A 5,734-nucleotide genomic window follows, 5' to 3' on the forward strand; every position below is an offset into this window, starting at 1 on the left:
CGCCCCGTGCACGGTGTGCACGTCGACGCCGTGCGCCTCGGCGTTGGCGCGGATCCGCTCGACACCGTCCCGGGTCTTCTCGACCGCGGTGACGGCGGCGCCGAGCCGCGCGCACTCGACGGCCACGGAGCCGGAGCCGGAGCCGACGTCCCAGACCAGTTCGCCGAGCCGCGGCCCGAGCCGGGCCAGGGCCAGCGCCCGTACCTCGAACTTGGTGATCATCGAGTCCCGGTGCTCGAACTCCCGCTCGTCCAGGGCCCATTGGGCGGGCCCTACGGCAGCCCCGGCGACCGTCCGCACGGCACCGAGGCCCCGCGACTCGTCGAGACAGAGCACCACACTCACCGCCGTACCCCAGTCCCGGGCGGCGGCCTCGGCGGGCGTGACCCGCTCGACCTGTTCCTCCCCGGAGCCCAGCGCGGACGCGACGACGAGGACGCGCCCGGCGGCCCGGTGGGTGAGCGCGGCGCCGAGCTCGGCGGGACCGGCCCCCGGCCCGGTCAGCACGGCGACCTTGGGATGCGCGCGGCACACGTTGACCGCCGTACGCAGATCGCGTCCGTGCGCGCTGACCACGACCGCGTCGTCCCAGGTCAGGCCGGCGCGGGCGAAGGCGGTGGCGACGGAGGAGACACCGGGGCGTACGTCGAGGACGTCGGCGCCGAACCGTTCCGCCAGCGCCCGTACGATCCCGAAGAACCCGGGGTCCCCGGAGGCCAGCACGACGACCGGCTCGCCCTTCTCGACGTATGCCTCGATGGTGTCGAGGGCGGGCGCGAGCGGACCGAGGACGATCTGCTCGGTGTCCGCCGGGGCCGTGACGGTGGCGAGATGCCGCCGCCCGCCGACGACGAGCCGGGCACCGGCGAGCACGTCGTCCGCGACGGGCGCCCCCGTCCCCGTCCCCACGACCGTGATCACGTGCTCGCACCCCGCGAGCGCAGGGCCCTGCGGGCCTCCGGGTCGGCCTTGCGGTAGCCGTGGAAATGGCCCGGGTGGTAGAGGTGCGAGCGGGTGCCGTGGGCGTCGAGGGCCGGGCCGACCAGGAAGAGGGTGTGCTTCCAGAGCTTGTGCTCCTTGACCGTCTCCTCCAGCGTGGCGATCGTGCACTTCACGATCAGTTCCTCGGGCCAGGTCGCCTGGTAGGCGACGACGACCGGGGTGTCCGTCGGATAGCCGCCCTCCAGCAGCTCCCGCACCAACTGCCCGCTGCGCGCGGCCGACAGGAAGATCGCCATGGTCGTACCGTGGCGCGCGAACTCCCGCACCTCCTCCCCGGGCGGCATCGGCGTCTTGCCGCCGCCGAGCCGGGTGAGCACGACGGACTGCGCGACCTCGGGGATCGTCAGCTCGCGCTGGGCGAGGGCGGCGACGGCGGAGAAGGCCGAGACACCCGGGACGATCTCGGTCGCGATGCCGATCGCGGCGCACCGGTCGACCTGCTCCTGAGTACCGCCCCAGAGGGCCGGATCACCGGAGTGGATGCGCGCCACGCGCAGCCCCTCCGCCCCGGCCCGCTCGTAGACGGCGACGACGTCCTCCAGGGACATCGTCGCCGAGTCCAGGATCTCGGCGCCCTCGCGCGCGTGGTCGAGGACCTCCGCCTGGACCAGGCTGGCCGCCCAGATCACGACGTCGGCCTCGGCGATGGCGCGCGCGGCACGGAACGTCAGCAGATCGGCGGCGCCGGGGCCGGCACCGACGAAGGTCACCTTGCCGGTGGGGGCGGCGGCATCGGTATCGGCAGCGGCCATGGGGTCGGATCCTCTCAAGCGGAACAAATGGAACGTGGGGGAGGGTGTGGGGAGCGTGGGGAACGTCAATACGAGTGGGGGCGGAGCGGGCCAGGATGTGCGCGAACAGGGGTTGATCGGATAGCAAGGGGACTATGGCGGTCTTCGTCGCGCTCGGCGCGTTCCTGATGACGCTGGCCGGCGGCTGGACGGCACAGCGCGTGACCGACCGCCGCCATCTCGTCCTGGGCCTGGCCGGCGGCCTGATGCTGGGCGTCGTAGGCCTCGACCTGCTGCCGGAGGCGCTGCGCGCGGCGGGCCGCGAGGTCTTCGGCGTACCGGCCGCCCTGCTGCTCTTCGTGGCCGGTTTCCTCGTGGCCCATCTGGTCGAACGCCTGCTCGCCGCCCGCCAGGCCGCACACGGTGCCGAAGAGAACAACGGCCGGGCGCCCGAGGTGGGCCTCACGGCCGCCGCCGCGATGGTCGGCCACAGCTTCATGGACGGGGTCGCGATCGGCGCCGCCTTCCAGGTGGGCGGTGGCATGGGCACGGCGGTCGCGCTCGCGGTCATCGCCCATGACTTCGCGGACGGCTTCAACACGTACACGATCACGAGCCTGTACGGCAACGCCCGCCGCAAGGCGATCGCGATGCTGGTCGCGGACGCGGCGGCCCCGGTGGCCGGCGCCGCCTCGACGGCGTTCCTGACCATCCCCGCGGGACTGCTCGGCGGCTATCTCGGCTTCTTCGGCGGTGTGCTCCTCTACCTCGCCGCCGCCGAGATCCTCCCCGAGGCCCACCACGAACACCCGGCACCCGCGACGCTGCTGTGCACGGTCGCGGGGGCGGCGTTCATCTGGCTGGTGGTAGGCCTCGCGGCCTGATCCACGACATCTACGACCGGTCACAACTTCCCGCCCCGCCCGCCCTCGCGCCGCGCGGGCGCGATCAGCGTCGACAGATAGGGCAGCGGCTCCCCGTCGAGTTCGGCGGCGGGCCGGATCGACTCCTCGGGCAGCCCGAGCGCAGACCCCCACACCGCGTCCTCGATCCGCCCGGTCTCCCGCAGCGCCTCGGCGACCTCGCCCGCCTGCCGCCCGAACTTGTACGCCACGACCGTCCCCGGCCCGGCCAGCGCGTCCTTCAGTACGGCGGACCCAGCGGTCACCGGCACCAGCGTGAGCGGCTCGGTCCCTTCGGTGAGTACGGCCCCGGAGCGCGCGGCGAGATCCTGCATGGCGGTGATCCCGGGCACGGTCTCGACGACGGTCCCCGGCACCAACTCCCCGATGGTCAGGGCGAGATAGGTGAAGGTGGAGTAGACGTTCGGGTCCCCGATGGTGGCGAACGCGACGATCTCGTGCGCGGCGAGCAGCTCGGCGACCTTCGCCCCGGCGGCATCCCAGGCGGCCTCGCGCCGGGCCCGGTCGGTCCGCTCGTTGAGCGCGAACACGACCCGCAGGACCTTCTCCTCGGGCACGTAGTGCAGCACGGTGGCCTCGGCCCGACCCCGCTCACCGGTATCCATTACAGGCACCACGACGACATCGGCTGCCCGCAGAGCGTTGACGCCCTTGACGGTCACCAGCTCCGGATCGCCTGGACCCACCCCGACTCCGATCAACCTGCTGCTGCTCATGACGTCCGGCACCTCTCCACGAACCGAAGGGCCACACCGGGCTCGGCCGCCCAGTGCGTGTGCAGATAACTCGCGTGCACACCCTGTTGTACGAAACCTTCGACCCGCCGGTCAGGGGCGCGCACCCCCCAGGCGGGAGCCGCCCCCGAGCCGGGCTCGACGACGGTCCGGTGAAACTCGTGCCCGCGCATTCGCGTCCCGGCCACGGCCAGCACACTGTCGCTCAGGGCGACGGCGTCCCGATACCCCAGGGTCAGCCGTTCGCTCATCCGCGCGGTGGCATCCAGCACCCCGCACATCGGCCGACCGTCCAACTCCCGGCACAGATACAGCAGTCCGGCACACTCGGCGGCCACGGGGGCCCCGCTTTCGGCGAGCGCGCCAACGGCCTTCCGCAACGGCTCGTTGGCGGACAACTCCGCGGCGTACACCTCGGGAAACCCACCCCCGATGACCAACCCGCGTGTCCCGTCCGGGAGTTGTTCATCACGGAGGGGATCGAACACGACGACTTCGGCGCCGGCCGCGGTGAGGAGTTCGGCGTGTTCGGCGTAGGAGAAGGTGAAGGCGGGGCCGCCGGCTACGGCAACGGTCACTTTCGAGTCGGGGTGGGCATCATTGGCCCGTCCGTTCACTTCCGGGCGCAGGCCGGCGAAATCAGCCCGTCCGGCGTTTGAGGACGAGGCCCCTTCAGGGCCGAAGCGGGGGTCTGGGGGCGCAGCCCCCAGGGACGATGGGGGTCCCCCCGCTCGAGCGAAGCCGAGAGTGGGGGAGGGTAGGGGCGGCGGGGGCGAAGAAGCCAGGGCCTCAGCCGCATCCCAAGCCGCGCAGGACAACGCACCGGCACTACGCGCCAGCGCCATCAACGCCTCAAGATCACACCCGGCGGACACCTGCGCCCCCATCGACGCAACGGCATCCACCGCCGCAGCTCGCCGCTCGGCGACCGGCACCAACCCCAGATGCCGGGACGGCGTGTCCACCTGCGGCGCCCGTCGCAACACGCCCAATACAGGCACCCCGGCCGAGTCCAACGCCTCCCGCAACAGCGCCTCGTGCCGGTCCGACGCCACCTTGTTGAGGATCACGCCCCCGACCCGAACCTCCGGATCCCAGGAAGCGAACCCGTGCACCAACGCGGCAACGGACCGGGACTGCGACGACGCGTCGACCACGAGCACGACCGGCGCCCGCAGCAACTTCGCCACATGGGCCGTGGACGCCAACTCCCCTTCGCCCGCGGCCCCGTCGAACATCCCCATCACACCCTCGACGACGGCGAGATCACACCCGCGCGCCCCGTGCGCGAACAGCGGACCGACCAACTCCGGCCCGCACAGGTACGCGTCGAGGTTCCGCCCCACCCGCCCGGTGGCGAGCGCGTGATACCCGGGGTCGATGTAGTCCGGCCCGACCTTGTGCGGGGACACGGAGAGCCCCCGCGCGGCGAACGCGGCCATCAACCCGGTTGCGACGGTGGTCTTGCCGCTGCCGGAGGACGGCGCGGCGATGACCAACCGAGGGACGGAGGACGAGGAGGACGAGGAAGTCACGACAGTTTCACCACTCGATACCCCGCTGGCCCTTCTGACCGGCGTCCATAGGGTGCTTGACCTTGGACATGTCGGTGACGAGGTCGGCGAAGTCGACGAGCTTCTCGGGCGCGTTCCGCCCGGTGATGACCACGTGCTGCGTCCCCGGACGGTCCCGCAGCACGGAGATCACCTCGTCGGTGTCGACCCAGCCCCAGTGCATCGGGTACGCGAACTCGTCGAGCACGTACAGCTGGTACGTCTCGGCGGCGAGATCACGCTTGACCTGCTCCCAGCCCTCGCGGGCCTTCTCCTCGTTGTCCATCTGGGAGTCGCGCTGCACCCACGACCAGCCCTCGCCCATCTTGTGCCAGTCGACGGACCCGCCCTCGCCGGAAGCCCCCAGCACCCGAAGGGCGTTCTCCTCGCCGACCTTCCACTTCGCCGACTTGACGAACTGGAACACCCCGATCGGCCACCCCTGGTTCCAGGCGCGCAACGCCAGCCCGAAGGCGGCGGTGGACTTGCCCTTGCCGATGCCGGTGTGCACGACGACGAGCGGCCGGTTGCGCCGCTGACGGGTCGTCAACCCGTCGGCGGGTACGACACTCGGCTGTCCCTGCGGCATTAAGCGGCCCTCCTCTGTACGTCCTTGACCAGCCCGGCGATCGAGTCGGCCCGCAACTCGTCCAGCGTCACCGCCGTACCCTCCAGCTCGCCGGCCAACTGCCCGGCCAGGCCCAGCCGTACGGGCCCCGACTCGCAGTCCACGACCACGGAGGCGACCCCGTCGGCGGCGAACAACCGCGCCGCCCGCCCGGCCAGCGCGA

Annotated in this window: 6 protein-coding genes and 1 pseudogene; 1 reads left to right on the forward strand and 6 read right to left on the reverse strand. The window is 72.1% G+C overall.

The window, feature by feature from the left end; all coding sequences use genetic code 11:
- On the reverse strand, positions 1 to 921 hold a 921-nt coding region (gene cbiE / locus R6V09_RS44240; RefSeq protein WP_317887138.1), incomplete at its 3' end, for a precorrin-6y C5,15-methyltransferase (decarboxylating) subunit CbiE.
- Complete coding sequence (cobM, locus tag R6V09_RS44245; protein WP_317887139.1) at positions 918 to 1,754, reverse strand: precorrin-4 C(11)-methyltransferase; 837 nt, start codon at positions 1,752 to 1,754, stop codon at positions 918 to 920. The genes cobM and cbiE, both read right to left, overlap by 4 nt.
- A gap of 134 nt (positions 1,755 to 1,888) precedes the next feature.
- On the opposite strand from cobM, the gene R6V09_RS44250 reads away from it, so the two are divergent.
- Positions 1,889 to 2,617 carry a ZIP family metal transporter gene (locus R6V09_RS44250; protein WP_317887140.1) on the forward strand — a complete coding sequence of 243 codons (729 nt, stop codon included), beginning with the start codon at positions 1,889 to 1,891 and terminating at the stop codon, positions 2,615 to 2,617.
- 20 nt (positions 2,618 to 2,637) lie between these two features.
- Here the strand turns inward: R6V09_RS44250 and cobI are convergent, their stop codons facing one another.
- The 4 genes and pseudogenes from cobI to R6V09_RS44270 form a co-directional block, all read right to left on the reverse strand.
- Complete coding sequence (cobI, locus tag R6V09_RS44255; RefSeq protein ID WP_317887141.1) at positions 2,638 to 3,384, reverse strand: precorrin-2 C(20)-methyltransferase; 747 nt, start codon at positions 3,382 to 3,384, stop codon at positions 2,638 to 2,640.
- The gene (locus R6V09_RS44260) at positions 3,369 to 4,925 is read right to left on the reverse strand and encodes a cobyrinate a,c-diamide synthase (protein WP_317887142.1); all 1,557 of its coding nucleotides are present in this window, start codon (positions 4,923 to 4,925) and stop codon (positions 3,369 to 3,371) included. Before R6V09_RS44260 ends, cobI begins: the two co-directional genes overlap by 16 nt.
- Before the next feature lie 7 nt (positions 4,926 to 4,932).
- On the reverse strand, positions 4,933 to 5,532 hold the full coding sequence (gene cobO / locus R6V09_RS44265; protein ID WP_317887143.1) for a cob(I)yrinic acid a,c-diamide adenosyltransferase: 600 nt from the start codon (positions 5,530 to 5,532) through the stop codon (positions 4,933 to 4,935).
- A pseudogene (locus tag R6V09_RS44270) lies at positions 5,532 to 5,734 on the reverse strand (VWA domain-containing protein); the annotation flags it as partial. The pseudogene R6V09_RS44270 and the gene cobO, both read right to left, overlap by 1 nt.

The organism is Streptomyces sp. W16, from assembly GCF_033194735.1.
Taxonomy (GTDB): domain Bacteria; phylum Actinomycetota; class Actinomycetes; order Streptomycetales; family Streptomycetaceae; genus Streptomyces.